This window comes from Micromonospora sp. GCM10011542 (assembly GCF_042650685.1).
Lineage (GTDB): Bacteria > Actinomycetota > Actinomycetes > Mycobacteriales > Micromonosporaceae > Micromonospora.
The window spans coordinates 69263-83813 of record NZ_JBHSBO010000059.1; the positions used below are offsets into that span (position 1 = coordinate 69263).

The window sequence follows — 14551 nt, forward strand, 5'->3', positions numbered from 1 at the left end:
TTAACGCCCGTCGGTTAGGAAGGGGCCCTTCCTAACCGACGGGCGTCAGCTGCCGACGGTGTACTCGCCCGGTCGGGGGACGGTGACCGTGATCCAGTCGCCCGCGGCGGTGACCGTGGCGCCGCCCGAGGCGGAGAGCCAGCGGCTGTGCCGGATGCGGACCGCCACGGTCGCGGCGGTCGGGCTGCGGAAGGTCACCGACGCGCCGTCGGCGCGGACCAGCTCGGCGGGGGCACCGACGAGCGGCGTCGGGTCGGCGACCGCCCACACCCGCCAGTGCGGGCCGGACCAGACCGGGGTGAGGTAGGGCAGCCCACCCTCGACCAGCTCCGCCTCCGCCCGCCCCACCCAGGACAGCGGGGCGTCCGGCACCGCCACGTACTGCACCGCGTTCTCCGCCAGCCAGTTGCGGTAGCTGGCCGCGGTCAGCGGTACGCCGGTGCCGGCCGCACCGGGCACGGTGGTGAAGAACAGCGGGTTGCGGTCGATGTCGGCCTGCCGCAGCCAGCCCCGGGCCAGCGGCACCTCGCCGAGGCGGGCCGCCTCCCAGTAGTTGCGGGTCGGCGGCACCTCCACCCGACCAGTGAGCCGCTGCCCGGCCAGGAACGACCGCAGCGGCGCGTGGTAGCCGGGTGAGCTGGTCGGGTCGCCGATGCTGCGCAGGTCGGCGGGGACCACCGGCGGCTGCCAGGCGCAGACCCCCACCAGCAGCGCGGCCAGCCCGACGCCGGCCAGCACCCGACCCCGTCGGGACCCCGTCGCCGCGCCGCCGTCCGGCCTCGCGCGGCGGCCCAGCCGGGCCGACAGCCAGGCCGGTGGGCGGGCGGCGGCGGCCAGCACCGGCAGCGCGAACATCACCACCAGCCGGGTCGCGTTCAGCCCCACCGGGGTGTGCACCAGCGCGGCGGCCACCACCCCGGCAGCGGACAGCAGCGCGCCCACCCGCACCGGCCGGTACGCCACCAGCGCGGCCACCAGCAGGCTGGTCAGCGCCGCGCGCAGCGTGTCGGTGCGGCTGATGTTCATCCAACCGCCGTCGCCGAAGAACAGCGCCGTCGCGCCCAGCGGGACGGCCGCCGCGACGCCGAGCGCCAGGCCGTCGGCGTACCGGCGGGTGAGCAGCAGCGCGGCGCCGGCCAGGCCGACGAAGAGGCCGGCCACCGGGCTGGTCGCCGAGGCCAGCAGCGCGCCGGCGGCGGCGAGCCCGAGACGCGTCGCCGCGCCCGGGACCGGGCCGCGCCGCCCGGCCGGCCGGGCGTCCGGGCTCTCGGCCGCGGAGGGCGGACCGGTCGGCCCGAGGGTGAGGGCGAGCAACGCGGCCAGCCCGAACGCAACGCCGAGGCCGTAGGTGACCCGGCCGGAGACCAGATTGCCGGCGATGGTGACCACCCCGACCAGGCTGCCGAGCAGCGGTCGCGGCATCCCGGTGCGGACCAGCAGCGCGGCCAGCGCGGTGGCCGCCGCCACCAGGGCCAACGCCCCGGTCACCCGCACACCGAGCAGCGCCATCACCGGCTGGGACACCAGGCTGTAGCCGAACTGCTGCACGCCGGCGTACCAGCGCAGGTCCACCGGGGTGGGCCCGTGGGCGGCGAAGAAGTCCGCCCGGGCCACCTGCGCCGCGAGGTCCGACCCCATCAGCGGCAGGGCCAGCCAGACGGCGCCGAGCACGGCGGCGGAACCGGCGGCCATCGCCACCACCCGACTGCGCCGCATGCCCACCTCCGTACCGCGACCACCGTACTGGCAGCATGTCCGACGTGCCTCACCACCTCGCGCGCTGGTCCGGACTGGCGGGTTCCGTGCTGCTCGCCGTCGCCGCCTTCCTCGGTGGCGCCATGCCCGGCTCGCCCCTGCGGCCCACCCCGGTCAGCATCTGGCAGGGCCCCCACGGGCCGCTGGTGCTCGCCGCCTGGCTGGTCGGCACCACGCTGCTGGCCGGCGCCTGGTGGACGCTGCGCGACAGGGTGCCGTCCACCCGGTGGGCGCTGGTCACCGTCGGCCTGTGGCTGCTGCCGCTGCTGCTGGCGCCGCCGCTGGGCAGCCGGGACGTCTACGCGTACGCCTGCCAGGGCGCCAGCTACGCCGCCGGGATCAACCCGTACGAGCAGGGCGTCTCCACGCTGCCCTGCCCGTGGCTGGACACCATCTCCTACATCTGGCGGGACACCCCGGCGCCGTACGGGCCGCTGTTCGTGGTGCTCTCCGGCGCCGTGGTCAAGGCCACCGGCTCGCTGACCGGGGCCGTCGTGCTGTTCCGGTTGACGGCGGTGGCCGGGGTGGCGCTCACCGCGGCCTGCCTGCCGGTGCTGGCCCGCCGCGCCGGCGTACCCGCCGCGCGGGCGGTCTGGCTGACGCTTGCCTGCCCGCTGGTCGCCGTGCACCTGGCCTCCGGGGCGCACAACGACGCGCTGATGGTCGGCCTGCTCGTCGCCGGCCTGGCCGTGGTGGCGTCCGCGCCGGGCCGTCCCGGCCCGCTGCTGGCCGGGGGTGTGCTGCTCGGTCTGGCCGCGTCGTTCAAGGTCACCGCGCTGGTCGTGGTGCCGTTCGCCGCGCTCGCCGCGATCGTCGGCGGTTTCTCGATCCGGGCCCTGCTCCGCCACGGCGGCTGGGTGGTCGGCGGCGCGGTCGGCGTGACCGTGGCGGTGACCTTCGCCGCTGGGCTGAACTTCGGCTGGATCAGCGGGCTGGAGCAGGGCGGCCTGGTGATCGCCTGGACCTCGCCGACCACGGCTATCGCGCAGACGATCGGCTACCTGGCGCTGCCGTTCGGCGGGCACGTCGACGCGCTGCCGGTCACCCGGGGCATCGGCATGGCCGTGCTCGCGCTGCTGCTGGTCTGGCTCTGGTGGCGGGCCCGGACCCGGGACCCGCTCTGGCACGCCGGGCTGGCGCTCGCCGCCACGGTCGCCCTCGCCCCGCTGTTCCACCCCTGGTACTGGATCTGGCCGCTGGCCGTGCTGGCGGCGACCGCCCGGCGGACCGGCTGGTTCACCGTGGTCGCCCTGGTCTCGTCGTTCCTGGTGCTACCGGACGGCACCGGGCTGGCCAAGTACACCAAGACGGTCGGGGCGCCGCTGATGACGCTGTTGCTGATCGTGCTGATCGTGCGGTTGGTACGGTCGGCTCGGGCGGCCCGGAAGCCGGTCGCCGCCGACTGAGGGAAGGTGCGCCGGTGAGTGATCCCGGCGCCGCACCCGCCCCGGCCATCGGCACCCCGCCCGCAGCGCGTGCCGCCCGCTACGCCGGGCTCGCCGGGGCGGTCCTGCTCGCCGTGGCCGCCCACCTCGGCGGCGCGCTGCCCGACGCCCCGCTGGGCGTGACGCCCGCGTCGATCTGGCGCACCCCGGCCGGGCCCTGGACGCTCGCCTGCTGGCTGGTCGGCACCGCGCTGCTGGTCGGGGCGTGGTGGTCGCTGCGCCGGGGCACGCCGTCGACCCGGTGGGCGTACGCGACGGCGGGACTGTGGGCGCTGCCGCTGCTCGTCGCGCCGCCGCTGGGCAGTCGGGACGTCTACTCGTACGCCTGCCAGGGCTGGTCGTACACGCACGGCGCCGACCCGTACGCGGTGGGGGTCGCGGCGGCCGGCTGCCCCTGGGTGGACGCCGTGGCGCCGATCTGGCGGGACACCCCGGCACCGTACGGCCCGTTCTTCGTGCTGCTCGCCGCGCTCGCGGTGACAGTGGGCGGCGGGCTCACCGGCACCATCGTGGTGCTGCGGTCGTGTGCCGTGGCCGGGCTGCTGCTGGCCGCGTTCTGCCTGCCCGGGCTGGCCCGCGCCGCCGGGGTCCCGACCCGGCGGGCGGCCTGGCTGGCGCTGGCCGGCCCGCTGGTCGGGGTGCACCTGCTGGCCGGGGCGCACAACGACGCGGTGATGCTGGGCCTGCTGCTGGCGGGCCTGCTGGTGGTGGTCCGCCGGCCGGGCCGGGCGCTGCCACTGCTGGTCGCCGGGCTGCTGCTCGGGCTGGCGGTGAGCGTGAAGGCGAGCGCCGTGGTGGTGCTGCCGTTCGCCGCCCTGGCCGCGGTGCGGGGCCGGCACACCGTCCGGGCGCTGCTGCGCGACGGTGGCTGGCTGGCCGGCGGGGTGCTTGCCGCGCTGCTGGCCATGTCGGCGCTTTCCGGTCTCGGGCTGGGCTGGGTGGGCGGGCTGACCCGCAGCGGGGACTCCGAGCAGTGGACCTCCCCGCCGACGGCGGTCGGCTTCGTGGTCGACTACGCGGGCGCGCTGGTCGGCCGGGACCCGGACGCGGTGCCGGTGCTCCGGGCGGCGGCGCTGCTGCTGCTCACCGTGCTGCTGGCGGTGCTCTGGTGGCGGGCCTGGCGGGCGCTGCACCGGAGACCGGGTGGTCTCGCCGGCCGGCCCGGCCCGGACCACGTCCGCCGGCCGGTGACCACGATCGAGGCGGACCGTCCCCGGGTGGCGTTGCGCGGGGCCGGGCTGGCGCTGGCCGCCACGGTGGTGCTGTCCCCGGTCTTCCACCCCTGGTACGCCACCTGGCCCCTCGCGCTGCTCGCCCTCACCGCGACGCGGACCACCTGGTTCGTGGTGCCGGCCGCCCTCGCCGCCTTCCTGACCCTCCCCGACGGCACCAACCTGGCCCGGTTCGCCAAGGCCCCTGGAGCGATCGTGCTGACCGCGCTGGTGATCGTCCTGCTCCTCCTGCGCCTGACGCACCGGCCCGGCCTGCCCCGGCCCGCGGACCGTGTTTGATCATGAGGTTGGCGGCGCGCTTCGAGATCGAGCACACCGCCAACCTCATGATCAACGAGTGCCGACCGTCAGGACGGGATGGTGCGTCGGCCGGCCCGTGCGGACAACGCCACCGCGGCGCCGAGCGCGGCTGTGCCGAGCAGCGTGACGGTGGTCGCCGCCAGGGCCAGGCCGGAGAAGGCCGCGTTGCGCCCAACGGGCAGGTAGGCGGCCCCCGAACGGACCAGGTCCTGCAGGAGCAGAAGACCGATCGGGGTGAGCAGGGTCAGCGCGGCCCACCCGCCCCGACGGTCGCCGACAACCAGCAGCCCGATCGCCAGCAGCAGCGTGACCGCCAACAGGCTCCGGCCCATCCCGAGGATGATCTCGATGCTGGTCCAGCCGTAGTAGTAGTGGTCCTCCCGCGCGTAGAGCAGCTCTGTCGCCGCGGCAGCGCCCACGGCCGTGAGCGGCATTGCCAGCCGTACCGGCAGCGACAGCCGGTCCGGCAGGGCGAGCGCCACCAGCCCGAGGGCGGCCTGGGGCAGCAGCGTGAACAGCGGCGGTCGGGGCAGACCGGCCAACTCCGCGACGGGTACCACCGCGACGGTGAGCAGCAGCGCGAGCCCGATGGCCCGTCGCGCCCACCGGGCCGAGTCGACGGCCAGCGCGAGCGCCGGCAGCAGCCACGCCACCCACACCCCGGCGCCGAGGGTGGCGACCGGCCCGAGTGCCGGGACACCCCAGTAGGGCGCCGGGGGTCGCAGCTCCAGCACCGACCAGACCGCCGCGAGCGCGGTCCCGGTGAGCAGGGCCAGCACCGCCGCGAGGCGTACCCCGGGGATCAGGTCGGCGGCCCCGGTGGCCCGCAGCCGCTGGCGGACGCCGCCGCGCACGAGGTCGGCGGCGTCCGCGGGCGACGGCCAGCGACGGCCCGTGGCGGCCAGGTCGAGGTAGGTCCCGACGATCTCCGCGCCGCGAGCACGCCGGTATTCGGCGGGGTACGCGCGCAGCAGCCGCAGGTAGCGCCGTTCCAGGTCGTTCACGCCAACCCCCCGGCGGTACGCGGGGCGAGCGGCCGGGTGGTGCGGGCGCGCAGTCGGGCGGTGGCGGCCTCGACGTTGCGGCGCAGCCGCTCGGTCTCGGCGGTGAGCGTCGCGTCGCCCGCGGGGGAGAGGTGGTAGTAGCGGCGCAGCCGGCCGTCCACGATCTCCTCCCGGTCGACCTCGACCAGGCCGGCGTCGACCAGCCGGTCGAGGGCGCCGTAAAGGGTGCCCGGCCGCAGGGTGACCCGTCCGTCGGAGAGGCCGGCGACCTCGCGGATCAGCCCGTAACCGTGCAGCGGCTCGCCGGCCAGTGCGGTGAGGATCAGGAACGTCGGTTCCCGCAGGGGTGTGTCCATCGCGACAATATAACGGACGCGAAGGTATAACGGGGGGCGATAGGTGTGGTCGGGCGGGGATACGGGACCGGGCCGGCTCCGCGTCACGCGGAGCCGGCCCGGCCGGTGCTGGAGAGGGGTCAGCAGTCGAAGTACATGGCGAACTCGTGCGGGGTCGGGCGCAGGCGCACCGGGTCGACCTCGTTGGCCCGCTTCCAGTCCACCCAGGTGGAGATCAGGTCCGGCGTGAAGACGCCGCCGTCGAGCAGGTAGTCGTGGTCGGCCTCGAGCGAGTCGAGCACCGCCGACAGCGAGCCCGGCACCTGCTTGACGTCGCCCCACTCCTCCGGCGGCAGGTCGTACAGGTCCTTGTCGATCGGCGTCGGCGGCTCGATCTTGCTCTTGATGCCGTCCAGGCCGGCCATCATCATCGCCGAGAAGGCCAGGTAGACGTTGGCGGACGGGTCCGGCACCCGGAACTCGACCCGCTTGGCCTTCGGGTTGCTGCCGGTCACCGGGATGCGGGTGCAGGCGGAGCGGTTGCGCTGCGAGTAGACCAGGTTGACCGGCGCCTCGAAGCCCGGCACCAGGCGGCGGTACGAGTTGACCGTCGGGTTGGTGAAGGCCAGCAGCGACGGCGCGTGGTGCAGCAGGCCGCCGATGTACCAGCGGGCCATGTCGGACAGGCCCGCGTAGCCGGTCTCGTCGTAGAAGAGCGGCTCACCGTTGAGCCACAGGCTCTGGTGGGTGTGCATGCCGGAGCCGTTGTCGCCGAAGAGCGGCTTCGGCATGAAGGTCGCGGTCTTGCCGTTGGCCCAGGCCTCGTTCTTCACGATGTACTTGAAGAGCTGGAGCTGGTCGGCGGCGTGCAGCAGCGTTGAGAACTTGTAGTTGATCTCGGACTGGCCGGCGGTGCCCACCTCGTGGTGCGAACGCTCCACGGTGAAGCCGCTGTCGACCAGCCGGCGCACGATCGAATCGCGCAGATCGGCGTAGTGGTCGACCGGCGGCACCGGGAAGTAGCCACCCTTGTACGGGGTCTTGTAACCGCGGTTGCCGCCCGGCTCCTCGCGGCCGCTGTTCCAGGCGCCCTCGACCGAGTCGATGTAGTAGAACGACTGGTGCGCCGAGGTCTCGTGGCGGATCGAGTCGAAGATGTAGAACTCCGCCTCGGCACCGAAGTACGCGGTGTCGGCGATGCCGCTGGCGGCCAGGTAGGCCTCGGCCTTCTTCGCCACGTTGCGCGGGTCGCGGGTGTACGCCTCGCGGGTGAACGGGTCGTGGATGAAGAAGTTCAGCGCGAGGGTCTTCTGCGCCCGGAACGGGTCGATGAAGGCGGTGGCGACGTCCGGGAGCAGGAGCATGTCCGACTCGTGGATCGCCTGGAAGCCGCGGATCGACGAGCCGTCGAAGGCGAGGCCCTCGGTGAGGAGATCGTCGTCGACGGACTCGACCGGCATGTTGAAGTGCTGCATCACGCCGGGCAGGTCACAGAAACGTACGTCGACGAACTTCACGTCCTCGTTCTTGAGGTATCGCAGCAGTTCCTCGGGATTGGCGAACACACGTCCTCCTGGCACGTCCACGGGGTGGCTAGGCTTCTGGCGACGCTATGGCCAGGGGGTTGCCCGGCCATGTCTTCGGTGTTTCTGCCGTGTTACGTCCTTCGCGGAGCGTCAGCGACGCCCCTCCACCGCTTCTCAGCCGCCGCGAGCGTCGTACCGGCTGTGCCAGTGTAATGACAATTGCGGCGGTTGGCCCGATCTGGCGCACTGCGTAGGACGCACCCGAAGGGCCTGTTCGCCGCGCGGATACCCTTGACCGCTGTGACCAATCCGCACCCGCCGGTACCGCCCGCCACCGACCCCGCCTTCACCCCACCCAGCCTGGGCCGGCGGTTCGGCGCGCTGATCATCGACTGGCTGCTGTGCCTGCTGGTGTCGAACTTCTTCGGGGGGCCGATCCAACACGCGTGGCTGCCGGTGCTGCTGCTGATCGTCGAGTACGGCCTCTTCCTGGGTCTGTTCGCCCAGACGCCCGGCATGTACGTCACCCGGATCCGCTGCGTGGCCTGGTTCGACGGCGGCCGGATCGGGCTGCTGCGGGCGCTGCTGCGCGGTCTGCTGCTGGCCCTGGTCGTACCGGCGCTGATCATGGATGAGCACCGCCGCGGCCTGCACGACCGCCTCACCGGGGCGGTCATCACCGACGCCCCGCGCTGACCCCCGAACGCGAGAGGAGCCGGACCCGCTGGGGTCCGGCTCCTCTCGGCGTACGGTGCGGGGGTCAGCGACCCCGCGACTGGCGGAAGGCGCCCGGCGGCCGCATGTTCTTCGGGATCGCGCCCTTGGGCATCTGCGGCCGGGCGGTCAGCGCCTTCAGTCGCTTGTCGAGCGCGTTGACGTCCTTGCCGCTGAGGCTGCGTGGCAGCCGCAGCAGCGTCGTGCGCAGCTTGCGGATCGGCAGCTCGCCCTCTTCCTGCCCGATCACGTAGTCGTGCAGTGGCGCCGAGCCGATCACCTTGGCCAGCCGGCGCTTCTCCTGGCCGAGCAGGCCACGGATCCGCTGCGGGTTCCCCTCGGCCAGCAGGATCACGCCCGGCCGACCGATGACCAGGTGGACCATGTCCATCTGGGTGGTGGAGCTGATCGCCGGCGTCACCCGCCAGTCACCGCGCATGCTCTCCATGATCTGCGCCGCGGCACCGGGCTGGCCCTCGGCGGCGTTCATCATCGCCTTGTTGGAGCGCAGGTTGAGCACGATCAGCGCCGCGAGCACGGCGAACAGGATGCCCAGCGGCAGCCAGATCCAGCTCCAGAGGATCACCGCGACCACGGTGAGAGCGAGCGGGATGAGCACCGCGGCGGCGAGCAGCGGCGCGAACCACCGGTCCTGCTTCGCGGTGAACTGGAACACCATCCCGATCTGCTTCAGCCGCTGGCCGAACGAGACCTTCTCCTGGGGCTTTGCCATGCCCGAGAGTCTAGTGGGCGCCGCCCGCCCCGTTGATCCGCGGCCGGTGTGCCGGGCCGGCTGAGTACCTTACGGCGCTACGGACCCGCACGGCGCGGGGGTAAGGAGGGGGACGGCACCGAAGATCAGGCGGTGCACCCATGCCCCGGTGGTGCCTTCGCGCGCAGAGTCATGGTCAGCAGATGACGACGAACGCACCGAAGGAGCCCGACATGTTCGGCAACGACGCAGACTTCCTGCTCTCCCTGCACCGTACGCACGCCGCCGAGCTGCGCGCGGAGGCGGCGGCCGACCGGCTCGCCCGGTCCGTACCGCGTCGCGGCACCCGCGACTGGTTCGGCCGCCGGCAGCACGCCGGCCGGACCGGCGACGCCCGCCGGTGACCGCCCCAGCCCCGGTTCGAGCGGCCGACGGGTCCGCACTTCCTCCGCCGGCCGCGCTGCCGGCCGGAACTGGTCTGCCGGCTCCGCCGGTCGGGGTTCCGATGCCGGCCCCGCCGGCCGGTCACCGACCGATCGGCGGGGCCGGCGGCGGGCCCGGTCGTGGCATGCTCAGTCCCGTGACCGTACGTCGCGCCAGCTCTGTCCTCATCGGCCGCCAGCGCGAGGTCGTGGGGCTGCGGAACGCACTGGCGCGGGCCCGGGCCGGGGAGCCCAGCACCGTCCTGGTCGGCGGTGAGGCCGGCGTCGGCAAGACCCGGCTGCTGGAGGAGTTCGCCGGGCACGCCACCGACTCCGGAGCCCGCGTGCTGGTCGGGCAGTGCCTCGAACTCGGCGAGGCGGGCCTGCCCTTCGCCCCGTTCGCCGCCGCCCTGCGCGCCGTGCTGCGCCGCGACGGCCCCGAGGTGTTCGCCGGATACGAGGCGGAGTTCGCCCGACTGCTGCCGGAGCTGGGTCGGGCACCGGCGGCGCTGGCCGGGCCCGCCGCCGCGCCGCTCACCGACGCCCCGCGCGGCTACCTGTTCGACCTCGTCGCCGAGCTGTTCCAGCGGCTCGCCGACGCCCAACCACTGGTGCTGGTGATCGAGGACCTGCACTGGGCCGACCGTTCCACCCGCGACCTCATCGGTTTCCTGGTCCGGGCCGCCCGGCCGGGCCGACTGCTGCTGGTCAGCACCTACCGCACCGACGAGTTGCAGCGCGGGCACCCGCTGCGCGCGTTCCTGGCCGAGCTGGACCGGGCCCGGGGCGTCGAACGGATCGAGCTGGGGCGACTGGATCGCGACGGGACCGCGGCGATCCTCGCCGACCTGCTCGGTGCCGAGCCGACCGTCCGTGCCGTCGACGACGTCCACGACCGTACCCAGGGCAACCCCTTCTTCATCGAGGAGCTGGCCGCCGCCGGCGACCCGATCGGCTGCGCCAGCCTGCCCGAGACACTGCGGGACCTGCTGCTCGCCCGGGTGGACCGGCTGCCCGACCCGGCGCAGCGCGTGTTGCGGATCGCCGCCGCCGGCGGCACCCGCTTCGCCCACCAACTCCTCGCGGAGGTGGCCGGGCTGCCCGAGGCGGAGCTGGAGGACGCGCTGCGCGCCGCGGTCGCCGCCCAGCTGGTGGTGGCCGACCCGGACGGCGACTACGAGTTCCGGCACGCGCTGGTCCGCGAGGCTGTGCACGACGAGCTGCTGCCCGGCGAGCACGCCCGGCTGCACGCCCGGTACGCCGCCGCCATCGAGGCCCAGCCCCAGCTGGTCGCCGCCGGCCGAGCCCCGGCCGAGATCGCGCACCACTGGTACGCCGCGCACGACCACCCCCGGGCCCTGGTCGCCGCCCGCGCCGCGGCCTGCGCCGCCGCCGACCGGTACGCCTACGCCGAGCAGCGCCGGCTGCTGGAGCGGGTGCTGGAGCTGTGGGAGCTGGTGCCCGACGCCGCCGACCGGCTCGGCATGGACCACCTGGCGCTGCTGGAGCAGACCGTCGACGCCGCGGTCACGGCTGGAGACTTCAGCCGGGCGATCACCCTGACCCGGGCCGGACTGGCCGAGGTGGACGCCGACGCCGAGCCGCTGCGCGCCGCCCGACTGCTGGACCAGCGGGGCCGGCTGCTGGCCCTGCTCGGCAAGAGCGACGGCAGGGCCGAGCTGGGCGAGGCGTACCGGCTGGCAGCCGGCGGGCCTGCCGGGGTGGAGCGGGTGCGGCTGCTCGCCGACATCGCCGGCCACCTGGCGAAGATCGACCCGGAGCAGGCGGCCCGGGTGGCCGCCGAGGCGAGCGCGGACGCCACGGCGCTCGGTGCGGACCTGGCCCTGCTGCCCGCCCGGATCGCCCTGCTCTGCGGGGCCGACCAGGACCTCGAACGCGGGGCGGCCGAGATGCGCCGCGCGGAGTCCGTCGCCCGCGCGGCCGGGGACGTGCCGGCCCTGGTGATCGCCCTCGTGTACCAGTCGGATGTGCTCTTCGCGCTGGGCCGGTACGCCGAGTCCGCCGAGGCGGCCGAGGCCGGGGTCGCCGAGGCGCGGCGGGTGGGGATCAGCCGCTCCACCGGGGCGTACCTGCTGTCGAACCGGGCCGAGGCGCTGCTCGCGCTGGGCCGGTGGGACGAGGCCGAGGCGGTGTGCGCGGAGGCCGCCCGCATCGACCTGTCCGGCGTGACCGGGCTGCACTGGCTCCAGTTGAGCGCCGGGCTGCGGCTGGCCCGCGCCCACCCGGCCGCCGACGAGCCGGTGGACCGGGCGCTGGCCTTCCTCACCCGGCCCTACCTGTGGCCGAACCACCGGCTGCCCCTGCACGAACTGGGGATCGAAGCGGCGCTGGCGGCCGACGACAAGGTGGAGGCGGTCCGGGCGGCCCGCGTCGCGCTGGCCGACGAGCACCTGCCACAGCTACCCCGCGAGGGCTGGCCGCTGCTCAGCGCCGCCGCGCGCACCGCCGCCCGGGTGGGCGACCGGGAGTTGGCCGCCGCCGTCGCGGCGCTCGCCGCCGACCTGCCCGCGCGGCACCCGGCCGCGCGGGCGCACGCCGCCCAGGTCACCGCCCTGCTCGCGCCCGGCGCTCGGGCACTGCCGGCCTGGCGCGCCGCGGTCAACGCGTGGCGGGCCGACGGGCAGCCGTACCCGCTGGGTCGGGCGTTGCTGGCGTTGGCCGAGGCCGCTGCCGCCGAGGGGGAGCGGGACGAGGTGGCCGCGGCGATCACCGAGGCGGCCGACATCGCCCGACGGTTGGGCGCGAAGCCGCTGGGTGAGGCGGCGGCCACCCTCGCCCGCCGGGTCGGCCTGCGTGGGGCGACCCCGGGCGGGCCGGGCGCCGACCTGCTGACCTCGCGCGAACGGGAGGTGCTGCGGCTGGTCGCCGAGGGGCACAGCAACAGCCGGATCGCCGAGCGGTTGTTCATCTCCCCGAAGACGGCCAGCGTGCACGTCTCGCGGATCATCGCGAAGCTGGACGTCACCAACCGGGGGGAGGCCGCCGCCCTCGCGCACCGCCTCGGCCTGCTCACCAAACCCACCACCCCACACTGACCGACGGCCCGGCCCCCGCCGCCCCTCCTGATCGCCGGGCAACGCCCATAATCGACTCGATGTCGTTGAAATCGGGGCGTCCCAAGCTCCGCGACACCCCGACCTCCTGCATCCCGGGCCCGGGCGGGAGGCCGGCCCTTGCCCTGGCGGCGCGGTCGCCCTCGCCCGGACGGCAGGTCCGGCGGGTCAGACGCGGGGGAGGTAGATCCGCCAACCGTCGATGGTGACCAGGTCGAGGCGGGCCGGGGCGGTGCGCAGCCGGTCGTCGAGCCGGGCCGCCAGCGGCGACCCGACCGGCGCGACCCAGGCCGGCGCCGCCGAGCGCCCCACCTCCCGGCGGTACGCGGGATACCGGTCGAATCCCGGGTTCAGCTCGTCGTCGACGACCGCGCAGACCACCTGCTCCGCGCTGGCGAAGGTGAGCCGGTTGCAGGTCCAGTAGCCGGCGCGGACGTGCCGGACGCCGAGCTGGCGCAGGGTGGCCACCAGCTCCGCGTGCCGCATCTCGGCGGCCCGGGCGGCCGGCGCGGTCTGCGCCGCCCGCCAGGTGGCACAGCCGGCACTGCCCACCGTGGCGACGAGCAGCGCCACGGCGACGGGCCAGACCACCATCCACCCGGCCCGGTGCCACGCGGCCGGCACCTCTGCGCCGGGGAAGGGGGACCGGCCGGCCGTCCACCTGCCGGGCACCGCCGACCGGTCGACCGGACGGTCGCCGGGCACACCGGTGGAAGGCAGGGACCCGTCGGCCGGCCGGCGGCCCAGCCCGCGACGGGCCACCGTCCACACCGGCCAGAGCAGCGCCGGCAGCGAGATGAGCAGGCAGGACAGGTACCGGGAGCTCTCCACCGGGGTGCGCCCGGCGGCGCTGCTCACCGTGTACGAGCCGAGGGTGGCCACCGCGGCCACCACCAGGGCCAGCCGCACCGCCGCCCCCACCCGCCCCCCGTCGAGGCGCCCGCCGTTGGCGAGGCCGCCGCCGTCCGCGAGGCGACCGCCGTCCAGCGGGCCGCCGCCGTCCGGGAGGTCGGCGCGTCGGTCGGGTGCCGCGCGCAGCGCCCGCCACGCGGATGCGGCGGCGACGGCCAGCAGCACCGGCAGGGCGAGCGCCCACCACAGCTGCCAGGTCGCGCATTGCCCGGGTGCGCAGAAACCCATCCCGAGCGGGGGGCCGAGCAGCAGCCCGCCGTGCAGCCGGTCGGCCCAGCTCGCGGCCGCGTCGGCACCGCCGGCCGTGAGTACCGCGCTGAGCGGGTTGTGGCCCGCCCACAGGCTGTACGTCAGCATCGGGGCGGCTCCGACCAGGGCGGCCAGCCCGAGCAGCACCCCGGCCGCGCCGCGCAGCTCCCGACGGCGGTACGCCACCAGCACCGCTGCGGTGGCCGCGATGTACGGCAGGACCAGCGGGTCGACCCAGAGCATCAGCCCGGCGAGGAAGCCCCACGCCGCCCAGCGCGGCAGCCGGCGACCCGGCCGTCCGGTGGCCAGGTCCACGGCGAGCAGGGCGAGCGCCACGCCGGCCGCGGTCATCTCGGGATAGCCGCCGCCGGCGATGAGCTGGTTCTTGACCACCCGGTCCGAGCCGAGGGCGAGCAGCACCACCACCAGCAGCCCGAACCAGCGGTCCCCGGTCAGCCGCAGCGTCAACCGCCAGGCGAGCAGCACGAACACCGCGTACAGCGCGAGGGTGGGCAGGCGCAGGCCGGACAGCGACGGCCCGGCCACGGCGAAGACCGGCGCGGCCAGGTACGCCTCCAGCGTGCCCATGTACTGCTGCCCGTAGAACCAGACCGGAAAGTCCTGCCCCCGGGCGATGTGCAGCGCGGCCAGCCCCATGGTGGCCTCGTCGCTGTTCGTCGGCGGCGCGGCGTGGCGGAGCAACCAGACGCGGTAGCCGATCCCGGCGAGCAGGGCCAGCGCGGTGAGCCAGCCGACCAGCCCGGCCGCGCGCGGCGCCGGCCAGGGGCGCGGGCAGGCGCGGCGTGGCTGCTCGCGTACCCCGGTGGTCATCGCCCGATCATGGCATCCGTGCCCCGGCCGGCGGTGCGTC

11 protein-coding genes are annotated in these 14551 nt (G+C 75.2%); 5 read left to right on the forward strand and 6 right to left on the reverse strand.

Annotation, left to right across the window (positions count from 1 at the left end):
- Positions 1-45: 45 nt before the first annotated feature.
- On the reverse strand, positions 46-1716 hold the full coding sequence (locus ACFOW4_RS24925) for a hypothetical protein (RefSeq protein ID WP_377531899.1): 1671 nt from the start codon (positions 1714-1716) through the stop codon (positions 46-48).
- Between the two features lie 44 nt (positions 1717-1760).
- On the opposite strand from ACFOW4_RS24925, the gene mptB (ACFOW4_RS24930) reads away from it, so the two are divergent.
- Together mptB (ACFOW4_RS24930) and mptB (ACFOW4_RS24935) are read left to right on the forward strand one after the other, a co-directional pair.
- On the forward strand, positions 1761-3161 hold the full coding sequence (mptB, locus tag ACFOW4_RS24930) for a polyprenol phosphomannose-dependent alpha 1,6 mannosyltransferase MptB (RefSeq protein WP_377532120.1): 1401 nt from the start codon (positions 1761-1763) through the stop codon (positions 3159-3161).
- A 14-nt stretch (positions 3162-3175) separates the two neighbouring features.
- A complete protein-coding gene (gene mptB, locus ACFOW4_RS24935; protein ID WP_377531901.1) occupies positions 3176-4711 on the forward strand; it encodes a polyprenol phosphomannose-dependent alpha 1,6 mannosyltransferase MptB in 1536 nt (511 codons plus the stop codon).
- Between the two features lie 68 nt (positions 4712-4779).
- Here mptB (ACFOW4_RS24935) and ACFOW4_RS24940 read toward each other — a convergent pair whose 3' ends face one another.
- The 3 genes from ACFOW4_RS24940 to glnA form a co-directional block, all read right to left on the reverse strand.
- Positions 4780-5736 (reverse strand): hypothetical protein, encoded by a 957-nt coding sequence (locus ACFOW4_RS24940; protein ID WP_377531903.1) that lies wholly within the window; start codon positions 5734-5736, stop codon positions 4780-4782.
- Positions 5733-6092 carry a PadR family transcriptional regulator gene (locus tag ACFOW4_RS24945; RefSeq protein ID WP_377531906.1) on the reverse strand — a complete coding sequence of 120 codons (360 nt, stop codon included), beginning with the start codon at positions 6090-6092 and terminating at the stop codon, positions 5733-5735. Before ACFOW4_RS24945 ends, ACFOW4_RS24940 begins: the two co-directional genes overlap by 4 nt.
- A 119-nt stretch (positions 6093-6211) precedes the next feature.
- Positions 6212-7636 (reverse strand): type I glutamate--ammonia ligase, encoded by a 1425-nt coding sequence (gene glnA, locus ACFOW4_RS24950; protein WP_377531908.1) that lies wholly within the window; start codon positions 7634-7636, stop codon positions 6212-6214.
- A gap of 261 nt (positions 7637-7897) precedes the next feature.
- Between glnA and ACFOW4_RS24955 the strand changes: the two genes are divergently transcribed.
- Positions 7898-8293 carry an RDD family protein gene (locus ACFOW4_RS24955; protein WP_377531910.1) on the forward strand — a complete coding sequence of 132 codons (396 nt, stop codon included), beginning with the start codon at positions 7898-7900 and terminating at the stop codon, positions 8291-8293.
- 64 nt (positions 8294-8357) lie between these two features.
- Here ACFOW4_RS24955 and ACFOW4_RS24960 read toward each other — a convergent pair whose 3' ends face one another.
- The gene (locus ACFOW4_RS24960) at positions 8358-9044 is read right to left on the reverse strand and encodes a DUF4191 domain-containing protein (RefSeq protein WP_377531912.1); all 687 of its coding nucleotides are present in this window, start codon (positions 9042-9044) and stop codon (positions 8358-8360) included.
- Between the two features lie 182 nt (positions 9045-9226).
- Between ACFOW4_RS24960 and ACFOW4_RS24965 the strand changes: the two genes are divergently transcribed.
- Together ACFOW4_RS24965 and ACFOW4_RS24970 are read left to right on the forward strand one after the other, a co-directional pair.
- Positions 9227-9427 carry a hypothetical protein gene (locus tag ACFOW4_RS24965; RefSeq protein WP_377531915.1) on the forward strand — a complete coding sequence of 67 codons (201 nt, stop codon included), beginning with the start codon at positions 9227-9229 and terminating at the stop codon, positions 9425-9427.
- A gap of 176 nt (positions 9428-9603) precedes the next feature.
- Positions 9604-12501: an ATP-binding protein gene (locus tag ACFOW4_RS24970; RefSeq protein ID WP_377531916.1), complete on the forward strand. Its 2898-nt coding sequence runs from the start codon at positions 9604-9606 to the stop codon at positions 12499-12501.
- Positions 12502-12687: 186 nt separating this feature from the next.
- Here the strand turns inward: ACFOW4_RS24970 and ACFOW4_RS24975 are convergent, their stop codons facing one another.
- Positions 12688-14511: a hypothetical protein gene (locus tag ACFOW4_RS24975; RefSeq protein ID WP_377531919.1), complete on the reverse strand. Its 1824-nt coding sequence runs from the start codon at positions 14509-14511 to the stop codon at positions 12688-12690.
- Positions 14512-14551: the final 40 nt, after the last annotated feature.